Source organism: Halorubrum sp. SP9 (assembly GCF_005435015.1).
GTDB lineage: Archaea > Halobacteriota > Halobacteria > Halobacteriales > Haloferacaceae > Halorubrum > Halorubrum sodomense.
The window spans coordinates 1-226 of record NZ_SGXU01000744.1; the positions used below are offsets into that span (position 1 = coordinate 1).

The 226-nt window shown below is 46.0% G+C and carries 1 tRNA gene; it reads left to right on the forward strand.

The annotated features are described in order from the left end of the window. Positions 1–98 precede the first annotated feature (98 nt). Positions 99–171: transfer RNA gene (locus EXE45_RS19190), tRNA-Arg, on the forward strand. Positions 172–226: the final 55 nt, after the last annotated feature.

Genomic DNA, 226 nt, shown 5'->3' on the forward strand with positions numbered 1-226 from the left:
TTTTGACAACTGGTTACTTCCCTAAGACTGTTCAGATTAGGATTGTCAAGACACTCCGGTATTACTCGAGCCCGTAATACAACACACTGAACATCCTATTCCTCGTGGCCCAATGGTCACGGCGTCTGGCTACGAACCAGAAGATTCCAGGTTCAAGTCCTGGCGGGGAAGATTTTTTTGCTCCGACAATTATGTCGCTACCCTTCAGTTTTGTTGAAAATGATGC